The 19,563-nt window shown below is 45.3% G+C and carries 27 protein-coding genes; 1 reads left to right on the plus strand and 26 read right to left on the minus strand.

Annotated features, from left to right (window positions below; all coding sequences use genetic code 11):
* Positions 1-2: 2 nt before the first annotated feature.
* From LG003_RS05650 to LG003_RS05755, 23 genes are all read right to left on the minus strand, one after another.
* Positions 3-887 (minus strand): phage tail protein, encoded by an 885-nt coding sequence (locus tag LG003_RS05650; RefSeq protein ID WP_112878818.1) that lies wholly within the window; start codon positions 885-887, stop codon positions 3-5.
* Entirely contained in the window at positions 887-3,448 is a 2,562-nt protein-coding gene (locus LG003_RS05655; RefSeq protein ID WP_262980353.1) for a phage tail tape measure protein, read from the minus strand. Before LG003_RS05655 ends, LG003_RS05650 begins: the two co-directional genes overlap by 1 nt.
* A gap of 77 nt (positions 3,449-3,525) precedes the next feature.
* The gene (locus tag LG003_RS23240) at positions 3,526-3,645 is read right to left on the minus strand and encodes a GpE family phage tail protein (protein ID WP_110742787.1); all 120 of its coding nucleotides are present in this window, start codon (positions 3,643-3,645) and stop codon (positions 3,526-3,528) included.
* Positions 3,605-3,931 carry a phage tail assembly protein gene (locus LG003_RS05660; protein WP_112878817.1) on the minus strand — a complete coding sequence of 109 codons (327 nt, stop codon included), beginning with the start codon at positions 3,929-3,931 and terminating at the stop codon, positions 3,605-3,607. Before LG003_RS05660 ends, LG003_RS23240 begins: the two co-directional genes overlap by 41 nt.
* A 97-nt stretch (positions 3,932-4,028) precedes the next feature.
* Positions 4,029-4,310 carry a hypothetical protein gene (locus tag LG003_RS05665; protein WP_262980354.1) on the minus strand — a complete coding sequence of 94 codons (282 nt, stop codon included), beginning with the start codon at positions 4,308-4,310 and terminating at the stop codon, positions 4,029-4,031.
* Positions 4,311-4,318: 8 nt separating this feature from the next.
* Positions 4,319-4,843, minus strand: a complete 525-nt coding sequence (locus LG003_RS05670; RefSeq protein WP_262980355.1) for a phage major tail tube protein — start codon at positions 4,841-4,843, stop codon at positions 4,319-4,321.
* Positions 4,843-6,270, minus strand: a complete 1,428-nt coding sequence (locus LG003_RS05675) for a phage tail sheath subtilisin-like domain-containing protein (protein ID WP_262980356.1) — start codon at positions 6,268-6,270, stop codon at positions 4,843-4,845. The genes LG003_RS05670 and LG003_RS05675 overlap by 1 nt, the downstream gene beginning before the upstream one ends.
* On the minus strand, positions 6,260-6,472 hold the full coding sequence (locus LG003_RS05680; RefSeq protein WP_112878815.1) for a hypothetical protein: 213 nt from the start codon (positions 6,470-6,472) through the stop codon (positions 6,260-6,262). The genes LG003_RS05675 and LG003_RS05680 overlap by 11 nt, the downstream gene beginning before the upstream one ends.
* Positions 6,469-6,936 carry a Gp37 family protein gene (locus LG003_RS05685; RefSeq protein ID WP_036843632.1) on the minus strand — a complete coding sequence of 156 codons (468 nt, stop codon included), beginning with the start codon at positions 6,934-6,936 and terminating at the stop codon, positions 6,469-6,471. The genes LG003_RS05680 and LG003_RS05685 overlap by 4 nt, the downstream gene beginning before the upstream one ends.
* On the minus strand, positions 6,936-7,373 hold the full coding sequence (locus LG003_RS05690; protein WP_036843634.1) for a gp436 family protein: 438 nt from the start codon (positions 7,371-7,373) through the stop codon (positions 6,936-6,938). The genes LG003_RS05685 and LG003_RS05690 overlap by 1 nt, the downstream gene beginning before the upstream one ends.
* Before the next feature lies 1 nt (position 7,374).
* Positions 7,375-7,725 (minus strand): DUF2190 family protein, encoded by a 351-nt coding sequence (locus LG003_RS05695; protein ID WP_036843636.1) that lies wholly within the window; start codon positions 7,723-7,725, stop codon positions 7,375-7,377.
* An 11-nt stretch (positions 7,726-7,736) separates the two neighbouring features.
* Complete coding sequence (locus LG003_RS05700; protein ID WP_036843639.1) at positions 7,737-8,672, minus strand: hypothetical protein; 936 nt, start codon at positions 8,670-8,672, stop codon at positions 7,737-7,739.
* Between the two features lie 31 nt (positions 8,673-8,703).
* The gene (locus LG003_RS05705; protein WP_112878811.1) at positions 8,704-9,798 is read right to left on the minus strand and encodes a peptidase; all 1,095 of its coding nucleotides are present in this window, start codon (positions 9,796-9,798) and stop codon (positions 8,704-8,706) included.
* 201 nt (positions 9,799-9,999) lie between these two features.
* Positions 10,000-10,449 carry a phage virion morphogenesis protein gene (locus LG003_RS05710; RefSeq protein ID WP_112878810.1) on the minus strand — a complete coding sequence of 150 codons (450 nt, stop codon included), beginning with the start codon at positions 10,447-10,449 and terminating at the stop codon, positions 10,000-10,002.
* Positions 10,442-11,272 (minus strand): phage head morphogenesis protein, encoded by an 831-nt coding sequence (locus LG003_RS05715; RefSeq protein WP_262980357.1) that lies wholly within the window; start codon positions 11,270-11,272, stop codon positions 10,442-10,444. Before LG003_RS05715 ends, LG003_RS05710 begins: the two co-directional genes overlap by 8 nt.
* On the minus strand, positions 11,253-12,746 hold the full coding sequence (locus LG003_RS05720; protein WP_262980358.1) for a DUF935 domain-containing protein: 1,494 nt from the start codon (positions 12,744-12,746) through the stop codon (positions 11,253-11,255). The genes LG003_RS05715 and LG003_RS05720 overlap by 20 nt, the downstream gene beginning before the upstream one ends.
* The gene (locus tag LG003_RS05725) at positions 12,746-14,269 is read right to left on the minus strand and encodes a hypothetical protein (RefSeq protein ID WP_262980359.1); all 1,524 of its coding nucleotides are present in this window, start codon (positions 14,267-14,269) and stop codon (positions 12,746-12,748) included. The genes LG003_RS05720 and LG003_RS05725 overlap by 1 nt, the downstream gene beginning before the upstream one ends.
* On the minus strand, positions 14,266-14,811 hold the full coding sequence (locus LG003_RS05730; RefSeq protein ID WP_112879738.1) for a DUF3486 family protein: 546 nt from the start codon (positions 14,809-14,811) through the stop codon (positions 14,266-14,268). Before LG003_RS05730 ends, LG003_RS05725 begins: the two co-directional genes overlap by 4 nt.
* Positions 14,811-15,122 carry a hypothetical protein gene (locus LG003_RS05735; protein WP_112896738.1) on the minus strand — a complete coding sequence of 104 codons (312 nt, stop codon included), beginning with the start codon at positions 15,120-15,122 and terminating at the stop codon, positions 14,811-14,813. The genes LG003_RS05730 and LG003_RS05735 overlap by 1 nt, the downstream gene beginning before the upstream one ends.
* Positions 15,115-15,447 carry a hypothetical protein gene (locus tag LG003_RS05740; RefSeq protein ID WP_088371073.1) on the minus strand — a complete coding sequence of 111 codons (333 nt, stop codon included), beginning with the start codon at positions 15,445-15,447 and terminating at the stop codon, positions 15,115-15,117. Before LG003_RS05740 ends, LG003_RS05735 begins: the two co-directional genes overlap by 8 nt.
* Positions 15,444-16,067 (minus strand): hypothetical protein, encoded by a 624-nt coding sequence (locus tag LG003_RS05745; protein ID WP_112879764.1) that lies wholly within the window; start codon positions 16,065-16,067, stop codon positions 15,444-15,446. The genes LG003_RS05740 and LG003_RS05745 overlap by 4 nt, the downstream gene beginning before the upstream one ends.
* Positions 16,057-16,674 (minus strand): transglycosylase SLT domain-containing protein, encoded by a 618-nt coding sequence (locus LG003_RS05750; RefSeq protein WP_036843660.1) that lies wholly within the window; start codon positions 16,672-16,674, stop codon positions 16,057-16,059. The genes LG003_RS05745 and LG003_RS05750 overlap by 11 nt, the downstream gene beginning before the upstream one ends.
* A 2-nt stretch (positions 16,675-16,676) precedes the next feature.
* Complete coding sequence (locus LG003_RS05755) at positions 16,677-17,027, minus strand: putative holin (RefSeq protein ID WP_036843661.1); 351 nt, start codon at positions 17,025-17,027, stop codon at positions 16,677-16,679.
* A 250-nt stretch (positions 17,028-17,277) separates the two neighbouring features.
* On the opposite strand from LG003_RS05755, the gene LG003_RS05760 reads away from it, so the two are divergent.
* A complete protein-coding gene (locus tag LG003_RS05760) occupies positions 17,278-18,048 on the plus strand; it encodes a DNA adenine methylase (protein WP_262980360.1) in 771 nt (256 codons plus the stop codon).
* 47 nt (positions 18,049-18,095) lie between these two features.
* On the opposite strand, the gene LG003_RS05765 is transcribed toward LG003_RS05760, so the two are convergent.
* From LG003_RS05765 to LG003_RS05775, 3 genes are read right to left on the minus strand one after another with little or no spacing between them, the layout of a single operon-like run.
* Positions 18,096-18,533 carry a hypothetical protein gene (locus LG003_RS05765; protein WP_036843664.1) on the minus strand — a complete coding sequence of 146 codons (438 nt, stop codon included), beginning with the start codon at positions 18,531-18,533 and terminating at the stop codon, positions 18,096-18,098.
* A gap of 17 nt (positions 18,534-18,550) precedes the next feature.
* Positions 18,551-18,970: a hypothetical protein gene (locus LG003_RS05770; RefSeq protein ID WP_262980361.1), complete on the minus strand. Its 420-nt coding sequence runs from the start codon at positions 18,968-18,970 to the stop codon at positions 18,551-18,553.
* 39 nt (positions 18,971-19,009) lie between these two features.
* Positions 19,010-19,546 (minus strand): hypothetical protein, encoded by a 537-nt coding sequence (locus LG003_RS05775; RefSeq protein WP_036843665.1) that lies wholly within the window; start codon positions 19,544-19,546, stop codon positions 19,010-19,012.
* Positions 19,547-19,563: the final 17 nt, after the last annotated feature.

Here is a 19,563-nt window from a genome sequence, read left to right on the forward strand (position 1 = left end):
GATCAAAGAGTCCTTGTGGTAATTTGCGCTGCCATCTTACTGAGCGCGGGTGATATTGATGTAAATGTTGAACTTGCTGATTCAAGTTGAGTTGATACAGAATCCAATGCAGCCGCGATATTACGGCTATCTGCACGGCTTAATGACAATTGAGCATTGTTAACAAATGTTGCTGCTTGTCCCGTTGCTCTGGTCAATTGAATCGCATCTGGCAATGAATTACCGAGTGATTGAAACGCCGGATAGCTTTTCCCTAATGGACCAGCAATATTGTTGAGTCCGGTAAGAAGACTTGGTACGCGGGTTAACGCTACGGTCGGTTTGTCTTTCATCTTCTGTGCAATACGTACCGCACTGATAGTCGTTTGCAGTGCTGACTGTGCTTGTTTGACATAATTCACGCCATCCCTGACTTTTTTAGCCATACCTGATGGTTTCGGTATTGCATTAGACAACGCCTTTGTATTCAGGACATGAGATTTAATGGCAGGCGGTTTCAGCGGTTTTTTAGGATCACCGATATATTCAAGTAATGTCACCGAGGCATTGAGGGCAAATATATTACCTACTGAATCCGTTTGTTCACTGGTAGCTGTCACATCAGTAATAACAAACCAGCCACGGTAATCACCATTTCCGAATACTAGCGCGAGTGCTTGATGCTTCCGCATTGCTTCACGTAACCGATTCAATTCAACATCCGGCGCACAATAATGTTGATGAAAGACCAGACTAATTTGAATTTCATCCAGTTTTTCCCCCACGAACTGCAAGCCGGGTTTACCTTGAATTCGTGCATGTTCGGCATAATTAACACCAAAAGTTACATCAAAACCATCCCAATATGTGATCAGCTCAAATTCAATATCACCTAATACCGCAAACATTATCCGTATCTCCGGCGTTCTCTCTGAATGACAATACGCTCCAGCAGTTTCTCTAATTCACGCACACTCAGGTTTAAGGCTTTATTAATATCGGATGTAGCCGTTTGCAGTTTACCGCCAATATATATTTGCGGTGCGAAAGAGATAGAAAAACCATTATTGCTGTTGCTGATATCTTTATAACCTGTTCGTCTGGCTGGATTGCCCAACATCATCTCAGGAGGTGAGATTTGTGGGACATCAGGCGTCATTCCCTCTGCCAGACGTTGAGTGGCACGAGCAGCCAACGGCGTAGTACGATCAACACCAACAACCACACCTTGCACAATATTATCAATATTATCGCCAAATCCCATAAATACCTGACTGGGGGATTGAATACCTAACGCTTCTTTAAACCAGCTAGAAACTTTGCCGCCAAAGTTTTTAATGATGTCCTTAGCCGTAGTCAGCATATTAGAAATACCATTAACCAACCCATTAACGATGTTTTTACCAAAGTCAGTAAAATTATTGGGCATACCAATGCCAAACCATTTCATAACGCCAGCAAATGTTTTATAAAACAACCCCAATGGCGACCAGTTTAAAATTAATTTACTGACCTCAAATATTCCGCCATCAAACGCATTAGTAATGTCATTCCATCGAGCTGTAAACCAACCTTTGACGCTAGACCAAATATTTTTGATTCCCTGCCATCCCATTTGGAAAGCGAATTTTACTAAAACCCAAAGCCGTTTAAAGAAATTACTGATGGGCTTCCAATAGCGATAGATAAGATAAGCGGCCACTGCAATACCGGCGATGATCAATCCGATAGGATTCATTAATAGTACGCGTCCAATCCACAAAATAGCTCTGCCAGCTAACATCAAGCCCTTATAGAGAGCACTACCGAGGATTCTGCCCAACCAGAGAGCTGATCCGGCTATTTTTCCCAAGATATTTGCAACGACACCGAATCTACCACCACTACCGATAGCCATTCGAAACAATAACCACCGTGTGCGCATTAACATTGCGCCTTTCCAGATATCAGTTATAGGGGAAAGCAAAAGATTAAGACCTAATCTTACACCGATTGAAGCGGCTTTGAGTGCTAGGAACCCACCAACCAGCATGACAACATTACTGATGAGCTCAGGATTAGCGGCCAGCCATTTTCCGGTCTTGTCCATCAATGGAATAAAGGTTTCGGCTAACTGTATTAATGCTGGACGCAGCGACTGACCAATGCTAATAGCCGAATCATTAAACCCAATTTGAGTACGCCGCCATTGCGCTTCTAAGGTATCGTTCTGTTTATCAAAGTCGGTATCAACAGATTTTTGTGCCGAATCAGTCCCCATGCCTGTTTTGATACGCTGATAATCGCCCCAACGTTGCCGCATGGCCAAGAGATGGTTGACTGTCTGTACGTCGGTGAAAATAGAGGATAGCCCGAAGGATTCCATGAGCATACGCTGTGCATCTTCATCACCTCTGGCTCCCGCTTTTTTCCACTCTTTCATGAGATCGGCTCCTTTACTCTTGATAAAGCGGTCTGCGATCATGATTGAGGCTTCATATTGTGAGTACCCCGAAGAAACATATCTGCTCATTGAGGTTTGATAATCGACGTCAGCTTCAGCGTATCTTTTGGCAATATCACCACGTCCCATTGAAGCTAGCCAGTTCCTCATATTGGTAGCTGCTTCACCTTCCGTTCCTGCACCTTCACGACCAACTTCCAAGCTGGCAATAATCTGTGAAACTACCTCCTGACCGTATATTCCCTTACCAGCAAATTGCTGCGTCATTTCTGGAAAGTATTGGGCGAGATCTTTTAATTCAAAACGACCCGATTTAGCGCCGAAAACGGCTCGGTTAAAGGCTTCTTTTAGCGCTTGATCACCTTCAATTTTCAGGGACTCAAAGGATAGAGCCATTTTGGCTAAGTCATTAATATTAGCTTTGGATGCCGTGGCGACGCGGCCCAATAATCCACTCATATCGGTCGATTTCATGGGAGATTTTCCGGCAGCAACCAATGTACCAACACCTTCCAGCAGGGTTTCTTGTAATTGGTTTGTTTGCTTGGCGTTCTGGCGCAAGATGATTCCGATTTTTTGCTCTTCTTTCGGAGACAGATTGCCTGTGACAGCTATATCCCTTAATCCTGATTCAAAAGAGGCATACTTTGTTACGGACTGAACAACGGGAGAGGATATCGTGCGAGTTAATGCATAAGTTTCGGCTCCCTGTGCATATAGCGCCATACGATTCGCTTTGGCTGCATCACTCATGATAGCAGCAGACTGTAAGCGCTGTTGCTGACGGTTCAACTGCTCCAGCGTTCGGCTAACACGTTGCAGATCACTATTCAAACTCTGAGCACTGCGGGAACCAAGCTGACCGTAACGTTCAATAGCACGGTTCAGTACTTGTTGTCTGTTCTCAAGTCGCCGTGTCGTTTCTCCCAGCGCTCCCAGTGTACGACGTGTACCGGACATGGCAGAACTGAACGCACCACTGATGGCCCCACCAATAATGACACCAATGGAAAATTTTGCTGACACGAATTAAGCTCTCATTAAATGGGAAATTCACTTCCAGTATTCCAGACACTATTAGGGACAATATTTGCCTGCATCAATTAACCGTCTCCATTCTCGCGTTTGATTTGGGTGTTGGCCTCATCCAGCCAACATTCAAATTCATCCAGTGCCAGATTATCAATCTCGCTCGGCTGGAACCGGAACCATCGTGCTAACATCGCCGATGCTTGCCACACTGTTTTTATTTCCCTGATCCAATCCGATGACTTGCTGAAATCGTTGCTGCAATGCCAGATAATCAGCGACATCCATCTGTTCGATATCTTCCGGTAACAACCCTGTAGAACGCGCTAACAAAATATCATCCCAGTCAGCAGGGTTTTCGCTGGCTCGCCGGACAGCTTTGATATCTTTAACTCTCAAACGTGATAGCTGGAGCTCTTCAATGCGAACGCCAGCAGCCGTGGTATAGGGAAATTGAAGATGGTAAGTCGTAGTTGACATGATGATACTCCTCTGTAAGTTTCATTCAGTATCATTCATGTATGGAAACGGAGATATTAAAGGGGATTAAAGAAGAAAGGGGCTGATGCCCCTGTCATTAGTGAGTGCGAAAGCCTTTACAGTTACAGAAAAAATCTATCAGATATTCTTTCCCTTTCTCTGCACCGATATCGGAAAACCAACCTTCCGGTGGAATCCACCTATCAATCAAGTCGGCGAGCTTTCTGGCTTTGGAACGAGAGCAGTCAATAGGATCATTGGTTTTCTGAGTAGAAAACAAAGTCTCCACACCTGGAATGTTTAAGACAGCAAACCATGTACCATTAGGTAATCCAAGACTGGGAATATTCTGGTTTTTATCCACTAATTCTACCGTCATTATTTAGTTTAACCTCCGATATTGATGCGATAATCGGTCAATTGATCAACGCCGCCAACACGGAAGATATTGGCCAAATAATCCAGTTCTAGCAATTCTTCACCATCCAGCGCCTGTTTAATATAGGTACAGGTAAAGCTACTGGAAAAATCAGCATTTTCATGTTGTTTAAATGTGCCCAGCGGATTTTTCTTAAATAAGATGGTCAGATACGTCACCAATGGTACTTCATCAATGCGCCCCTGTGAACTGAATTTCTGGACGCTGGAACGGCACTGTAATGCCAGAGACTTATAGGGATTGGCAGCAGATAACATAGCGTCACGGTAGAAACTGTTCCATTTGATCTCGCCTTCCAGCTTATCGAAGCCTGCCGGTAATTCCACCTTACCGACCATCCCCAGCGCCTTATGCTCCTGCATAGTCATGGAAACGTCTGGCAGTTTCACTTCTTCAGCCCGTCCCAACAGGTTATTGCCGTCAATATAAATATTGGCATTGGTGATGCGGTTAATTTCTATTTTTCCAGCCATTAATTATTCCCCTTTAAATTCAGCAAATATTCAGAGGTAATTTCGGTCTCAAATGTCAGCCGTTCCAGTGGTGGCGGCGGTGTGTACTTATAACTGAGTAACAGATGACCTGATGCCAGCTCTGTTTCTTCGTTATGGGTCGGCTCAAACCAGCATTTGAATCCTAACAAAGCACCATCAGCAATCAATTTACGACCATAGGCATTCACAGATTCTGTCAGGGCATCTACCAGAGCCGGCGTGATCGGCATATCAATATATTGCTGACTGAAGTAACGCAGGGATTCATTAATCACGTCTCCTGTTCTGCGCACGTTCTCGAAGTTACGCATGTGTGTCACAGTTGGCCACGCGGCGGTACGGTTGCCCCATAAGCGCAAACCAGAGCCATAATTATTGAACACTGTAGTAATCCCTTGTTCATTGAGCTGGTTCACTTCACTTTGTGGATCGTCAATCATGGCGGATAGCTGACGCTCAATCCCGGTGATCCCCCTAATTTCTTGATTGGAGGATGACCACCAAAAACCTTTGTCTGCATCAATCTTGGCACGCAGCCCTGCTGCACGAGATGACAATGGTTCCAAGCGCTCGCTATTGCTTTCTGAATCATAGACTTTGACGTGTGGGTAACACAGTCGGACACGATCAGAACTGGTATTAAAATTGATTGTGCCAGACGGGCCTCGGCCACTGATAGCCTGAGCAAAAGTGGTACCTATCGGGGCATCAATATAAGTCATGGCACCCAATTTAGTTGCAAGGGCAATCAGTTCTGTCGCCACACTTAGCTGGGTACAGTAAACAGGAGCCAGCAAGATCTTGGCAAAGAATCCATACAGGTTATAAGTATCATTCAGCAACTTCATACCTGTACGGTTACCCGCTGCACTGATGCTGCCAATAATGTCAGCGGGTGTTACCAACGTGGGATCGGTAAAGTCATAACTGGCCATTACGGTTGTACCAGCAATGATGTTTTTACCGATGTTCTTGAGCCTACCTGTTTGAACATCCAGAGAATAATCTTGTCCTTCTATATAAGGCGCACTATCAGAGTTGGCTTTTAGCAAGACATTACTGACCACGGGGTTAGCCAGTTTTGCTGTTCCTGTGGTTTTATCAAAGATAATGCTTTCACTGGCAACATTGGCTTTATGTATTTCAGGATCAAGAACATTAATGACCAGCACAGTACCCGCACCATGATCATAAATAGCATCCAGTGCTTGTGGGATGGTAAAACCATTCATTTGAGCACCAAATTGAGCTGTATCTTTTTCTGACAGACAAAGTGTCACTGCGTTTACTGGCCCTATCGGTGCAGTACCAATTAAGCCGATCACGGCGGATTTCACTGTCTTGACCGGACGGGAGCCTTGTTCGACTTCGATAGTTTCGACGCCATGTAAATAATTAGTGGCCATCAGTGACCCCCTCAGACTTTTCTTTTTTCTTCAGGATACTTTTTTGCTGTTCTGATAGTGGATGAAGATATCGCAGTGCGATCAATGTCTTCACATAATCATGCTGTTCTGGTAAATCAACAGTTTTTTCTGACCAGAGCAAGACTTCTGTGCCATCTGCTAAAGTGACGCCGCTTGCTGGGCCTGTATAGAGGTATTTCATTGTTTAGTTTCCTCATAATTGATTTGGGCTAACGGCGGGCCATCCGGTGACTCACTATCTTCGATAAATACACTTTCAGTCGCAAAATCCAGCGTGTATTGCCACAAGCCAGCTATCTCACCGAGAAATGTATCCCGTACCAGCCAACATTTACGTTGGCAGTTCGGTGGTTGGAATCCACCGAGAACCCGGCGTACATCATCCAGTGTGGCAACGGCTCCGTGACGTCCATTAAGTTGACGAAAAACGATAGTGGCATTGAGCATGACAGTTTGTGTCTGCAATACTGCCCCAACATCTTCAGGCTTATCAAAGCGAGAGCCGGGATAGCTGATTAAAATGGCTCCCACGGGATGGTTCAGCCTGAATTCAGTCGGCCTTTCAGGGAAATACTCCACCTGTAAGCTAGGTAGCTTTTCTTTTAACCTCATGACGATGGCATCAATGATCGGCGAAACATCCATTAGTATTTCTCCAACATCCCTTGACTTCCCCCAAAGGTGGGATGACGCGCTCGAACACGAAACTCTCCCGGCTCAGGAGCATCTTTTCCTGTGGAAAGCAGGCCCAGTGTCAGTTTAGCATCACGAATGTCAGCCAGTTGGCGCAAAACAATTTTGTAATCATCTATCACGGCTTCAGGAACAGAGCCTTCTGGACGGCGGGCATACAACCGATAGCGTGTTAACGTAATAGCAGCATCGCGTAATACCGTGGGAACCTCCGCCAGAGGCAGGATGTAACGCCCGCGTAAATGGGCATCAATAAGTTCATCGGCATAGCGAATGACACTGTTAACCACAGTTTCATTGATCGTCTGGGCATTAGGTTCTTCGTTAGACAGCCATATCAATGATTGCGTTGGTATCTGTCCTTGCAGATCTGCCAATGAGCAATACATGTCATACACCACGTAAGATGCGAATAACATTGCCAGCAGCCGTGGCCTCATCCAGCGCAAATCCGATAGATGTTCCGGCAGCATTCTCCGCAGAACTTAGTGGTACTGCGCAAGCATTCTTATCCGACTGTACGACTTGCCCACGAGCTATTGGCCCACCTGCTTCAACAGCAATAATACCCAAGACATTGACTGGAATAGCATCACCTGCTTTCGCATCCATTTCCGCTATACCAAGTGCAACGGCTCCAGCCTGACAAGGGGCATTATCGGCACCCACCAAACGATGCTGTACGATATTAGCCGTGGCGATGATGGTCGTGGTCAATACGGGTTGTTGTGTTACTGCCATGATTGTTCCTCTTACTTCACAATATTGGTAATCAGATAGCCAGCATCACCTCCAACAACCGCAACTTTATAAATATCGGTATAACGGCAGTAATTCACCTTGCCGCCAACACCCGGATATTTATCCGCTACAGGCATTCCTTTGCGGCGAAACATATAACCAAATGAAGGCTCATACTCATCGGCGCTTTCTGCTCCTGCCTGCGGAAGTGATACGTAATGCAACATCAAATTATCAGCCCAGATATCAACGGGATTTTCTTTAATGCTTGGGGTAGAAACTGGTTCACCAACGACAACGTTCTGGATTTGGAAAAGATCTTTGAGTATTTCTATTGTGATACGTTTACGTTCGTTGGCTCCAATAGCTGCCTGAATTTCAGGATGAAACTTCAACAGTGACATCACGCTAGCCCCCATAGTCATGAGGTTTGGACGTACACCAATGGCAGTACGAACAACATCAATTCCAGCTTCAATGACTTTGATTGGACTACCTTTGCCGCCAACCCAACGTTCATTAACTGTCAGACTCTTCACTGAGTCACTGAGGTAAACCGCAGGGTCTTGTGCCAATCGAGCTGCATACAGTTCGCGTTTGAGATTCACGCCATTGGTGGAACGACGGATTGCCTTTGCTTCTTCATTAAATAAAGATTCTGATTTCTCGCGATAATCAACAGGTGTAGCTAGATCATGCTCGTTGAGCACGATATCTAACGAAGAACCTTTCTCACGGATCAAAACGTTACTGTTGGCACCAACAGCACGCTTGGTGTCATATTCCACAAAAGCACTTTTACCAAATGTCGGCACACTAGCACCTTCTTTCTCCATTTCGACGACAGGGAAAAGATGTTCGCCAATGAATGCCGCATTTTTATAACCACGTGCAACACTGGTTAGCACAGGGTCAACAATACGTTTGCCTTTCAAATAATCAGACATTTATCTCTCCTTAATAGTTACGGTCACAGTGTTACAGACAGCGGGCAACGGCTACGTCGTAACTGATACCTTCTTTCTTCGCCAGAGCGACGGCTTTTTGATGCAGCGCCAGACGCTCAGGATCTGCATCAGAAAACTCAGCAATATCTGATGACGTGTTTTGGTCAACCCGGTCTTTTGTTGCATGTTCGCCAAAATCAATAACCGGCTGGGCAGAACTCAGCAGATCTTTAAACGCGGTAGCCAGTGGCTTTTTCACATCACCTTCAGCAAACTCGACAGGGGAATTTCCTTGAGTTACAGCGTCCAGCAAGGCGACCACGACAGATTGGGCAGCAGGCGCCAATTTGCCGTCTGCGACCAGCTTTTCGGCAAATGCCACGTTTCCGGCCTGTTGCTCAGTTTGTTTGCGCTTTGCGTCGGCAGCATCACGGGCAACAAGCTGTTCTTTCAGGCGGGTGTTTTCATCTTTGAGCGCCTTTTTTTCTTCATTTATCACGATGTTTTCCTCACGTTGATGTGTGTTATTGGGTTCATGAAAGGAAGGAGTAGACTGAGTCGTGCTATAAGCTTCTTCACGTAATGAATCCACCTGCCAAGAAGGAAGCGCTTTGTCTGCTTCGTCCATACCGAATTTACTGATCAAAAATTCTCGCAGACGCCCCCAAAGTGAAGCGTTAGTGATGTCACTCCAATCAGAGAACTCCACGACACCATGTTCTTGCTCGCTGAATTCAACCTGTTTCAGTCCTTTAATGGCGGGTGGCTGTGCGCCCAAAAAGCCGACATGACGCAAATAGAGCACGCCGGGTTTAGGGTTGTTTGGGGAATCAGGTAAATAGAAAGAAGCAGAAATTTTTTTATAGCGGCCTGCATTGACCAGTTCAGCGAACTGAACATCAACCTGTTGAGGCTCTGCAATCAAGTCATCACTGGAAGACGTCAGCGATTTAACCCAACCATAGGCGGGTAAATTGTCTTTTGGATGACCAATCACAATCGGTGCTTCATGCAACGATGAGTCATAAGCCTTTGCACAAGCTTGCAAATCTGCAGGGCTGAACGGCAATTGTTTGCCATTCATATCGGTATGTGTACCGGATTTGAAAATGTGAAGTGACTTCATTTCACTGCCTCTATTACGTTAATAGAGGCAGTTTCTCCACGATCAGAAAAAACGACTTTTAATCTGCTTTAGAAAAAACTTGGGAAGGAAATAAGAAAGTGGAACTGCATGCAATTAGATATCGAAAATTTGAGTCTGTAAACGCTTTATAAAGTCTCTTACGAATGACAATGATAAATCACCCGCATAGGGAGGGAAAGTTTAACGATGCGCCGCTGATTCAAGATGTCGTTGAATGGTGCTTAATACAGCTCTTGCTGCATCTGGTGATAATTCGCCTTGTTCTGTTACGGGCAGATAAGGCCGGGCTGGTAGCAATAAAGATTGATTACGGCCAGTTTTACCTCCCAATTGATGAATACGTCCGTAGACTAAGTTTGTACCGACAACTGCCGTATGGGAATCATAGCGGGTACTGACTGAACTCATCAAACGAGCAGTTTTTTGCAGCGTTTGACCACCACGTTCCTTTGCAGCTACAGAGGGTATCCATGCCGGGCGCCCTTCAGCTTCAAAGTTAAAGGCGGTTTCTGCTGACAATGTCCCAGCAATTTTACGCATGGCAGGTGTCAGATCATTAGCAGCCAATTCTAATGCCCGTAATCCACGTCTTAGGTCTTCATCATTAATGGTGATAGTAAGATTACTCATTCTGTCCTCTCAGTTCGCGGCGGGCCAGTCCAGAGAGCTCTCCCTGATATCTGGTCAAATCGGGACGATATGCTGTCCCCGGCGAATATGACCAACCTACATCAGTCGCCACTTTTGTTATACCTGTGTTGAATGTAGCAACGGGCTGCATCTCACCTGTTTTTTGTGAAACCAATTTCAACTCCCAGCCCATTGCTTTACCTGAATTCATAACTTTCATCCCTCTGACACGAACGTCATCATGACTGAGAGCAATCACACTGCAACGGCAACACCAACCATTAGGAGGATAGAAAGCTTGCCAAAATGGGTCGTCAAAGCGAAATACCAAACCATGTAATGCAAGATGGCTCTTGCGTGTATGGTTATCGTTGATCCCTGTATACATCCAGTACGGTCGGTCATCAACATTTTCCATTTGTTCGGTCCAACGGCCTGCACTGTACAGCACTGACATGTTGGTACGAAAGATAGTATCAAGACGCCACGGGCTACCTTGCTGAACAGTGACACGTTCCCCTGTAACGGGGTCATCGGTTTCTTTCGTTCCCCACCACCCCTTACGTCTTAATGTTGGCTCCAGCTCCTGACGAAACCAACGATCAGTCTTGCCTTCATCCAGTGCCTGCTGTAGCGCCTGGCGAATATCTTCCAGAATATCCAGACGCGTGACTTTCGCCACTGTGAATGCATGGGAATGAGTCTCTTGCCAAAGTTCTTCCCAATCCCAGGTTATCTTGTAGCCCTTAGATTGCAGATAACCAATGGCTCGCTTGGGAGGTAATGTCATGCAATACGCCAGTTCAGGCGTGGTTATGCTCATGCAAGCGTCCCCAAATGTTAGACACAAACAAAACCCGCGCTAGCCGCTCTTGCAAACCATCTGTGTCCATTTGTGGATAAAGCTCGGCTAACTCTCCTATAAGATCGCTGGGATTAGCACCGTTTTGAACACGATGGAACAAAGGAGCCAGTAGAGATCTCAACGATTCATTCAATGATCCTTCATTCATCAAAATATCCAGCGCTTCATCTAAGGTGTCCTGTGCTGCTAAATCTGCGTTAACAGCTTCAGAAAACGCCAGTGGGAGTGGGGGAATAGGCGTGGTTGACAAGGTTGTTTCATCAATATCCCCATCCTGCAATTGATATTCGCGTTTCCAGTATTGCGGAGTAAATTTGACACCAGCCTGACTCAACTTAACGTCACGATTAGCCTGTGTTTCATCAACCGACCGCTGTTCCCAAAGACGATAGACCGGACATTCAACGTTACCGAAGTTCAATTCTACGACCCAGCGTATAGCCTGATTAATGGCGCTGGTGATAACGTCAACATCAGCATCACGAATATCATCCGTTACCTCCAATCCTGCTTGTGCAGAGGCTTTATTGCTGTTTGCTTCGGTCGTTTGGTTTTGTCCCAGTAACGCGATGGAGATCTCACTGCGAGCAACGGTAATTAAGTTCTGATAAATATCACTGCTGTCTGATTTACCTGCTGCCTCTTTAATCTCAACGGAGGAATCATCAGGAATGGCGGCAACTGCATCATCAATCATTGCTTCCATCGAATCCAATAACAGATCAATTTCACTTTGTGGCGTACCTCGTGGATGCTTTCCAATTACCCACGGTGAACCATACTTCTCGGCAAAGCGTACCCAAAACTTCATGCCGCCTTTCTTAAAGGTAACGGGCCAGAAGCACATTGATAAGTCTGGAAATCCGTAAGGGTTGTCATAAGTGGCGTCTTGACGTGGCGTTACAAATTTATAGAGAGGAACCCGTTCTCCCTCAACGCCTGCATCACGAGCACGAAAACGCAGTTGGTTATCACGGTCATAGTGGAACCAGTCAGGTGGCTTGCTAACGATATCCGTCACTGACCATGATTGATGCTGACTCCACATCAATTCACAAGGCTGATAACCGTACAGAACCGCTTCATGCATTTCGCCAATGATGCGTGACATATCCAAATCCGCAAGCATGTCACGAATAAAGTTAAAGACTCGCACAGGGGCATTACTACGTTCTACACCACGTTCTAGTGCTTTCACTCCGGCCTTGCGGCGGCGAATACATCCACCAACCAAAGGATCAGTACGTAATTCACGATAGATACGAATATCCCGCCCTTGAGCTTTGAGAATAGGATCAGGGTTAGGTAGATATGTCCCCAGACTGTAGAAGTCAATGGAACGGCTACGCGATGCAATTTGTTCAGTGAACGACTGCTTTGATTCGGAAAAGTTAATAAATTCTGTTGGTGAAACCCAGATACCACGAGACATTAGTATCCCTCCAGCATACGTGCAGACTGACGGCGTCGGCGGGAATTTGCCTTCACCGGACCTTTGTTAATTTCACGGCTGGCGAAGTACGCCAAAGCAAGGGCTATTGCTGCATCACCGTGGCGCTTGCCGCCATCCGCTTTTGCTTTTGAGCGCTGATCAGGTACACGGGGAATACCGTTAATGACCTGTACTGCCCTCAGATCATCCAAAGTGTCTTCATCCTTTGGCAGCGCCTCCAGATTGCCGTCTTCCAGCGCAGCCTTCACCGGGGGCATATTGTCACGGTACCAACCTTCGGTGGGCATGACTTGCTGCACACGGCTGGCACCATATTTTTGCATGGCATACTCGGCCAGATAAGCACCGTTACCACGGGCATCAAAGGCTGCACCCAGCAGATTAGGAAGTCCATCCATTAGATACCAAGTGATTTGCTCCTGTTGTTTAAATGGCACGTTGCGCAGCTCCAGCACGAACGGCACTCTGCGTACCAGACTTTTTTGTTGCAGCAATGGATAATCCACAGACAAATCGCCACTGCGGCCAAAATCGCGTCCCAGAAACGAACGAGCATCAGAGGGCAATGCATCCAACAACGGCTTCAGATTGGCTTTTAGCCACTCTTCGGTATCTGTGCGGCGTATTTCATCGGATTTAAGCTCATATCCTTTCGGACAAGTTAGTCGCAGCAGTGGCGTATCGGGAGACATCCGAGATTCAATCAGAGCGCGGGACAACCAGGCTCCGCCACCATTAGCAGGAATACAGTCCAATTCTTCTGATGCCCCAGCTCCGTAGAACTTGTACACCGACATCATCCACCGTTGTTCAGCCTCTTGTGACCATTCACGTCTGGTACGTAAGCAGACACGGTGGAATAGTCCTTCAGCCACAGCCTCCTTAAAGGTAATACGGTGGATAACGCCATCTCTGCGTCCTGCCCGGATATCGTTCAGCAACTCATTAAACAAGTTGCTGTCTCCGTTATGGGTGGAGATCACTCGCACTTTGCCGCCCCAGATAAGCATGGCTAGTGCCGCTTTCAGTAATTCATCGAGCTGTTCGTGGAAAGCAGCCTCATCAATGACAATGATCCCCTGACGGCCACGCAAGTTAGACGGACGGCTAGAAAGCGCCACTACACGGAATCCAGAGTCTGGAAATTTGATAGTGAAAGTTTTGATGTGCTTATCATCTTCGTCTTCTTCCCAGAACCCTTCTTCAATTTCACTGGCCGCATAGTTGAAAACACGAGCCCACATTGCACAGGCTTGAATATATTCAATGGTCATATCTTGGTTATAGGCGATGTAATACACACTCATACCACCCGCGGCGGCAGAAGATGCAGCGATGAGTACATTATCTGACGCTTCAGCCCAAGTAATTCCCGTTCGACGACTCTTCTCATTGACTTTAAGAGGAGACGAGTCGGCCACCCATCGTTGCTGGTATGGCAATAAGACAACAGGTGCTGCTATTGAGGAAGTATCTGGCAGAACAGGTGCAAGCTGATTCATGTAGCAATTCCCAATATTTCCCGACGTAATGCTGCAACTGCTTCGGCAGATAATCCACCTTTGCGTGCAATTTTCTCTGCATTACTTGCAGCAGCTTCAGTCCGTGCCCGGACTTCAGATTGGAATTTTTTCAGATTCACACTAGCGCGAGAGAGTGTAGCTACATTTTTTGCCACCTTTGAAAGCAGTGTGACGCGCTCTTTTGGCGCAACTTCTCCGTCTTCAGCTTCCTGAAGTTGAATAATACTTTCAAAAAGTTCAGTCTGAATTAAAGCAATCACAGCCTCAGAGCGTGCATCTTGATCATCCACGGCACCTTCTGTGAGCATCCGTGCTGCTTCTGTTGCCGCCCGTATTGCACCGTATCGCTTTTCTATTTTTTGTCCATAACGGTGAATAGCGGACTTACTGATTACATAACCTTGATCACGCAGCAAGGTTTCGAGTTCTTGGTATCCACTAAACCCTGATTCAGTCAACGCTCGTTCCAACCAGCGCCGAACGTCTTCAGGGAGTTTATCGATTGTGCTTCGACGCGCCATTATTCACTCCAGTACTTTTCAGGACGAGCAATACCAAGGCCACATTCGACCGTATATTCAACAACATCAACACCAATACGAGTTAAGTCAGCAAACCAACTACCCGATGGCTGTTTATTGAGGTCAATTAATTTACGGTCTGCCAGATAATCTAACTCCTTCCGTAATTCCAATGCAGTGACGTCAGGATAAATCGCGCGAGATATATCCAATAACAGAGTTTCACTGGCGGTATATGGGCGGGTTTTATTCAGTGCGACCAACAGACTCCAGCGCAATGATTCACGACGAACACGAGCAACATCAATCATTTTTACCTCCGGCAATTCGGTGCTGCTGCACCATCTCTAATTTGCTGTAAAGCGCATCCAGCTTGGCTTCAATTACTGTTTGACCACGAATATAATCTTCACGGCGCACGTAATTCAGCGGCAAGTCAGCCTTAAACTGCATAAACTCACGTTCGAGCTGAGACCAATTGTCTACGGAATTTTTAAGCGCTTGCTCTAACGAGGCGTGTCTTTCCTCCTGCCGCTCTTCGGCCTTGCTGAATAACCACTTTGCGATGCCAAAAATGAAACCGAGGAAAGAGAGCAGAAAACCTACGGCAGCCCAAAATTCAATCTGTAATGTCATTGTTGTAATCCTTCGATGTAATCCAGCAAGCCATTAACCTGAGCTTTCAATGCAAGACACTGTTCCCCGTTGTCGATGATATTGGCGAGGATATCTCGTTGCGTGATACCGGATGGCCGTAGCTGGGCATCAGAGCTTTCATTTCCACAGGACGTTTCATCAGCGCCGGAGGTAACGGAGGCAGAGCAAGTTTGTTCACTGGACAGGCCGAAGGCGGCGTTGTATTGCTGCATGAAGCCACGAGTAAACACGCAATTAACGGGATGAAATTGTTGTTTTTCATCCATCCAACGTTGAGTAACATGGTCAATCTTCCTCTTGAGTTGCTGGTTTTGAGTGCGGAGTCGTTCAATATCATTGAGATAATTAGCTTCTGCCTGATGCGCCGTATTGACCTGCATTTGGTAACGTTTCTGCAAAGCATTAAGAGCTGCCAGTTCCCGTTCTACCCGTTGTTTTTCCAATAGGAGAAATGCGGCTTTCTGCTGTGCCAATGCGGCATTCCCGATCTCCATTGCTTTCTGAAAGCCTGTGGCATGGCCTCGCCAATGAGCCAAAGCGAACATGCCAATTAGCACCAAAATCAATACAATAGGTTTAGCCCACAATTTAATTGGCACAGCTAGCACCTCCCCAAGCCAAATAGCGCGGTGCGAGTGCTAGTAATATGCGTCGGGGGTAATAGCGATTCTCTTTCCATGCTGAGGTACGGCGCCCTGCGTTCTGAAATTCAACGTGACCAAACCAGATCCACGGATTGAGACCAACTGCCTCGGTTTTCTTCTTATCCCGTAGTAACCAGCCTAAGCCTCCGTTATAGGCAGACAGCACCATCGCCATTCTTTGGCACTTATCGGCAGCTTTAATGCGTTGCCATAGCCAATGGTCATAGTGAACCATTGCCCGTATAGACCAGACTGGATTGAAGGGATCTTTATTGGATAATTCAGGAATGCGTTGGCTAATCCAATCCGCTGTTGTAGGCATAAACTGGGCCATACCTTGAGCACCAACAGGCGAAATAGCTCGTGATTTCCAGTCACTCTCCTGATGCAACTGCGCGGCAAAATCAGCTACAGGTGCATTCAATCCCCAGATCACACGAGAAGCACGTATCAAGTCATTGCGGTATTGCTGCGAACGGTGTGGTGGTTCGTTAGCCAATGCTGGGCTGACCATACCGCCACACCACAACAGTACAATTCTGATAATCTGCCGCCAATTCATAATCATAACCCTGTAGCTACGCTCAGACAGGTGGCGGCAACAATCAGTGCACGGCGTATCAGAACAGCCGCAAACACCAGATGGTAGCCAGTCTGAACGGGATATTTTCCTTCTTTCATGAGTATCTCATCATGTTTCAGATACTGACCGGGCCTTGCTTTCGGGAATAAACTGCGGTCTAGCCAGTACCCCAAGACAACAGCCAGAGCAATAAGCGATAATTTGTATATAACGACGGGGACTTGTTGAGGGGAAACTAAACCGATAGTAAGCAGCAATAGAACAGCTGTTAACAACCAGCCACCGAGGCGTAATTTTTTGATAAGTGATACAAACGATTTGAAAGTTCTCATTGAACTGTCTCCGTAGTCGTTGATGGAAACAGTTTTGTCAATTTATCGGGAAAAGGATTTTAAAGGGCGTTAAGAGCGCATCAGAAAAGTAAAAGACAGGATAAGAGCGACCTGCCTAACGCTCGAACACTGGGTAGGCTATCAACTCACAGGTATGTACTGTGAGTCAATCTAGGCTCTTTCCGTTATTGATTATTGATGACCGGAAAAGCCTGGCTCATTTTCAGCTAATGGAAAAGGCTTACTGATAATGAAAGAACAAGCTTTACCCATCGTTCCGTGGATTGGTGGTAAACGCCGATTAGCAAAACATATTTTACCGTTATTTCCTGAGCATACCTGTTATGTCGAACCGTTCTGTGGTGCTGCTGCACTGTATTTCCTAAAAGTACCGAGCAAATGTGAAGTGATTAATGATATTAATGGTGAGTTGGTGAATCTTTATCGCGTGATAAAACATCACTTGGAAGAGTTTGTCCGGCAATTTAAATGGGCATTGGTCAGCCGCCAAATTTATAAATGGTTACAGATTACCCCCGAAGAAACGCTAACCGATATTCAGAGAGCAGCGCGTTTCTACTATCTCCAAAAGCAGGCATTTGGCGGTAAGGTTGCTGAACATACTTTCGGTACTTCCACCACCAGCCCCCCGCGATTTAATTTACTCAGAATAGAAGAAGAGCTATCAATGGCTCATCTGCGACTGGCAAGAACGATCATTGAAAATATGAACTGGGCACAATGCATCCAGCGGTACGACAGACCGCATACACTGTTTTATTGTGATCCTCCATATTGGGGTACAGAGGGATATGGCATAGAGTTCGGGCTTGAGAACTATGATCTATTAGCAGAATTAGCACATACCATCCGAGGGAAAATGGTGATTTCGGTGAACGATATTCCAGAAATGCGCAAGGCGTTCAAAGGGTTGACAATGCAAGCAGTTAATATCGGTTACAACTTGAAAGTTACGGGGAAAGCTAAACAGAGTAAAGAGCTAATCATTTGTAATTTCTAATAACCGAGAATGGCAAGGCAATATATTTGCTTTGCCATTTTTTACCTTTAACTCAAGCCAATAGAACGGGACACAAACTGTAAACCTATTCCAAGAGTTTGGCTAACTAAAGACCTTAATGCTTCTTTACTTTCAGTCTTCAATGTTTCCTTAATACGATCACCTAATGGAGTTTCTAAGCTATCAGGGATTACTTTGAGAACTTCTAAACCCTCAGCGGTTAATACGGCTCTATGACAACCTTCAGAGCTCATAGTCCCTGCCAAATAACCATTCGTCATGAGCCAATCCACGGTATCCAGAAAAAATCTATGATCTTCTACTGTAGTACAAAGTTCATCAGAGGATGTTCCATCAGAATATTGAAGGGGTTCACCGATTATCTCTGTGGATAAAAGATCTATTTTTAAAGGAAATGACTCATATAATTTCCCAAATATAATACCTACAATTTCATTAAATTTTTCTATGTTTGTAGTAGACATAAATATCCTATTTGTTTCTAAAGTTTCAATTTCAACGTTCCACCAGGTACATTCTGTTGATCTAAACAAACAGATTGGCAAGCTGATTTAGATATAGATAAAACTGTTTCGTTATCTTCTATATCAAGAAAAAAATTATTCCCATTAGCTATATAATCATTGGGCAGTTTGGCATTTTCATCAATATGAAATTTGATAGTTGTGCGTGAAGGATAACTGTTTTCGTAAACTGTGATGTCAGTAAATTGATCAGAGTATTTATCCAATCCTGGGCACATTTTTCTAATAGTTGGCAATAATCGATTGATAGTGGGATCATCTGTTGCTATTGAGAACACAGGGGCTGGAGCTTTTTCAGACTCAATCTGAACGCTATTTTCTGTTCCATCACCACACCCCGCCAAAATAAATATTGCGGGAATTAATAACTTACGCACAGCTCATACCCTTATATAAAATAAAAAATAACTATATTTTTAAGAATTTCTACGTCGCAAGATTACGTCTATGGTATCAATAACATTCTGATTTTCACCTATTATCCTATTTTCTATCTTCCTGTTCTTGTCCATTTTTTTTCCACAAATCATCATCAGTACGGTCCAAGAGATAAAGATTATTAATGTCTTATCATTAACTGCCAATACATTAGTAGATCCTCCACCAAAAAACATCATATAAGCGTTCCATAGGGGAAACGTAAATGCTATAAGCACGAGGCTAAGTAATAGCAAGCAAGGTGTATTGATGTAATAACGCCATTTAGCATCTTTATTTTTTATAAGTAATTCTCGTTTTATAGCAAGTAACTCCCGACTATCCCTTTCATGAAGCTCACGTGACCGAGATGGCGTGGGGTTAATATTGACGACTGAACCTACATGAATAGAGCCATGATTATTGCCACCAACGCTGATGGTTATCTGTCGTTCCTGCCCATCTTGGGGAAGTTGTTTAAGGCTATCAAAAACTTGTCCTGCTAATGTTTGTAATTCTTCATCTCTTCTGTTCATGCAAATCCTTTATTTTC

The sequence above is a fragment of the Photorhabdus kleinii genome (assembly GCF_025384885.1).
In the GTDB taxonomy this organism is placed as follows: Bacteria; Pseudomonadota; Gammaproteobacteria; order Enterobacterales; family Enterobacteriaceae; genus Photorhabdus; species Photorhabdus kayaii.

Excerpts from the sequence above, each read along its gene's own strand:
- LG003_RS05720 (WP_262980358.1), bottom strand. The coding sequence starts at position 12,746 with ATGTCTCGTGGTATCTGGGTTTCACCAACAGAATTTATTAACTTTTCC.
- LG003_RS05670 (WP_262980355.1), bottom strand. The coding sequence starts at position 4,843 with ATGGCTGGAAAAATAGAAATTAACCGCATCACCAATGCCAATATTTAT.
- LG003_RS05755 (WP_036843661.1), bottom strand. The coding sequence starts at position 17,027 with ATGAGAACTTTCAAATCGTTTGTATCACTTATCAAAAAATTACGCCTC.
- LG003_RS23240 (WP_110742787.1), bottom strand. The coding sequence starts at position 3,645 with ATGTTAGCACGATGGTTCCGGTTCCAGCCGAGCGAGATTGATAATCTG.
- LG003_RS05700 (WP_036843639.1), bottom strand. The coding sequence starts at position 8,672 with ATGTCTGATTATTTGAAAGGCAAACGTATTGTTGACCCTGTGCTAACC.
- LG003_RS05735 (WP_112896738.1), bottom strand. The coding sequence starts at position 15,122 with ATGATTGATGTTGCTCGTGTTCGTCGTGAATCATTGCGCTGGAGTCTG.
- LG003_RS05725 (WP_262980359.1), bottom strand. The coding sequence starts at position 14,269 with ATGAATCAGCTTGCACCTGTTCTGCCAGATACTTCCTCAATAGCAGCA.
- LG003_RS05710 (WP_112878810.1), bottom strand. The coding sequence starts at position 10,449 with ATGAGTAATCTTACTATCACCATTAATGATGAAGACCTAAGACGTGGA.
- LG003_RS05715 (WP_262980357.1), bottom strand. The coding sequence starts at position 11,272 with ATGAGCATAACCACGCCTGAACTGGCGTATTGCATGACATTACCTCCC.
- LG003_RS05750 (WP_036843660.1), bottom strand. The coding sequence starts at position 16,674 with ATGAATTGGCGGCAGATTATCAGAATTGTACTGTTGTGGTGTGGCGGT.
- LG003_RS05650 (WP_112878818.1), bottom strand. The coding sequence starts at position 887 with ATGTTTGCGGTATTAGGTGATATTGAATTTGAGCTGATCACATATTGG.
- LG003_RS05760 (WP_262980360.1), top strand. The coding sequence starts at position 17,278 with ATGAAAGAACAAGCTTTACCCATCGTTCCGTGGATTGGTGGTAAACGC.
- LG003_RS05775 (WP_036843665.1), bottom strand. The coding sequence starts at position 19,546 with ATGAACAGAAGAGATGAAGAATTACAAACATTAGCAGGACAAGTTTTT.
- LG003_RS05695 (WP_036843636.1), bottom strand. The coding sequence starts at position 7,725 with ATGGCAGTAACACAACAACCCGTATTGACCACGACCATCATCGCCACG.
- LG003_RS05680 (WP_112878815.1), bottom strand. The coding sequence starts at position 6,472 with ATGAAATACCTCTATACAGGCCCAGCAAGCGGCGTCACTTTAGCAGAT.
- LG003_RS05685 (WP_036843632.1), bottom strand. The coding sequence starts at position 6,936 with ATGGATGTTTCGCCGATCATTGATGCCATCGTCATGAGGTTAAAAGAA.
- LG003_RS05660 (WP_112878817.1), bottom strand. The coding sequence starts at position 3,931 with ATGTCAACTACGACTTACCATCTTCAATTTCCCTATACCACGGCTGCT.
- LG003_RS05740 (WP_088371073.1), bottom strand. The coding sequence starts at position 15,447 with ATGACATTACAGATTGAATTTTGGGCTGCCGTAGGTTTTCTGCTCTCT.
- LG003_RS05675 (WP_262980356.1), bottom strand. The coding sequence starts at position 6,270 with ATGGCCACTAATTATTTACATGGCGTCGAAACTATCGAAGTCGAACAA.
- LG003_RS05690 (WP_036843634.1), bottom strand. The coding sequence starts at position 7,373 with ATGTATTGCTCATTGGCAGATCTGCAAGGACAGATACCAACGCAATCA.
- LG003_RS05705 (WP_112878811.1), bottom strand. The coding sequence starts at position 9,798 with ATGAAGTCACTTCACATTTTCAAATCCGGTACACATACCGATATGAAT.
- LG003_RS05730 (WP_112879738.1), bottom strand. The coding sequence starts at position 14,811 with ATGGCGCGTCGAAGCACAATCGATAAACTCCCTGAAGACGTTCGGCGC.
- LG003_RS05665 (WP_262980354.1), bottom strand. The coding sequence starts at position 4,310 with ATGACGGTAGAATTAGTGGATAAAAACCAGAATATTCCCAGTCTTGGA.
- LG003_RS05765 (WP_036843664.1), bottom strand. The coding sequence starts at position 18,533 with ATGTCTACTACAAACATAGAAAAATTTAATGAAATTGTAGGTATTATA.